The sequence below is a fragment of the Limnohabitans sp. 2KL-51 genome (genome assembly GCF_003063645.1).
Taxonomy (GTDB): domain Bacteria; phylum Pseudomonadota; class Gammaproteobacteria; order Burkholderiales; family Burkholderiaceae_C; genus Limnohabitans_A.
Map to the genome: position 1 here is coordinate 1 of NZ_NESJ01000049.1, position 1,558 is coordinate 1,558.

The window sequence follows — 1,558 nt, forward strand, 5'->3', positions numbered from 1 at the left end:
CAATCGGCCAAGCTTGCAGGCGGCGCAGCGCTCAGCACCACCAGCGGGCCGGCCACCATCACGGGCCAATACGGCACCTTGGTGATGGGCACCAACGGCAGCTACACCTACACGGTGAACAACAACAACGCCACGGTGCAAGCCCTGCGCACCAGCGGCCAGACGCTCACCGAGGTGTTCAGCTACACCGCCGCCAGCGGCACCAGCACAGAAACGGCCAGCCTGGTGGTCACCGTACAAGGCGCCAACGACGCGCCCACGGTGGTCGTGCAAGAAGCGGACAAAGCGCTCAACGTGGGCACGGCGCTCACGCCCTTCAGCGTCAGCAGCAACTTTGCCGACGTGGACAGCGCAGGCAACGGCGAGACGGCCAGTTTGACGGCCACCTTGACGGGCGGCGCAGCGCTGCCCAGCTGGCTGACGTTCAACGCGGCCAGTGGCATCTTCAGCGGCACGCCCCCTGCTGCCGGCACCACCAGCGTGACGGTCACCCGCACGGATGCGGCAGGCCTGAGCGTGAGCGACACCTTCTTGATCACCGTCAACCCGGTGGTGGATAGCACGCCCCCCAAAGTGGTCGTGAGCCGCACCAACGCGGGCACCACACTGGCCTCGGGCGCCACCGAGACCCTCACCTTCACGCTCAGCGAGGCGGCCACCGACTTCAGCCTGGCCGACATCGACGTCACCGGCGGCACCCTCAGCAACTTCACCGCCATGCCCTCCAGCGGCACGCCGGGCACGGGCTACACCGTCTACACCGCCACCTTCACGCCCGCTGCCAGCAGCAGTGGCACGGCCACCGTGGGCGTGCTCTCGGGCAAGTTCAGCGACAACGCGGGCAACAACAACGACGACACCTACACCGCCTCTGCCAGCGGCTATGAGGCCAACAACCAAGTGAGCCTGGCCTACAACACGGTGCCCCTGGACACCGCCCCGCCCAAGATCGCGCTCAGCCGCGCAGGCAGCGGCGACCTGGCCTTGGGCGGCTCGGACACCATCACCTTCGTGCTGTCCGAGGCTTCTACCACCTTCAGCCTGGCCGATGTGGACGTCACCGGCGGCACCTTGGCCGGCTTTGCGCCCGTGACCAGCAGCGGCAGCGCTGCAGGGGGCTACCACGAGTACACCGCCATCTTCACGCCCACAGCCAATGCGCTGGGCACGGCCGCCATTGGCGTGGCGTCCAGCAAGTTCACCGATGCGGCGGGCAACGCCAACCTGGACACCTACCTGACGGGCGTGGCGGGCACCAGCCTTGAGGCCAACAACCTCATCAACATCAACTACAACACCCAGCTGCCCGACACCCAGCCGCCCGGCATCATCGTCAGCCGCGCCGCCGCTGGCATGGTCAGCAGCAGCGAGACGATCTACTTCACGCTGTCCGAGGCCAGCACCAACTTTGTGCAAGGCGACATCGACGTGGTGGGCGGCACGCTCAGCAACTTTGCGCCCGTGCCCTCCAGCGGCACCGCAAGCGCCGGCTACACCCAGTACAGCGCCACCTTCACGCCCACGGCCAATGCCCAAGGCACGGCCACCATTGCGGTGG

Annotated in this window: 1 protein-coding gene; it reads left to right on the plus strand. The window is 67.4% G+C overall.

Translation table 11 applies throughout. The features are described from left to right. Positions 1-1,558 (plus strand): Ig-like domain-containing protein (locus B9Z49_RS21300; RefSeq protein ID WP_199225139.1); only part of this gene is annotated, 1,558 nt, incomplete at both ends.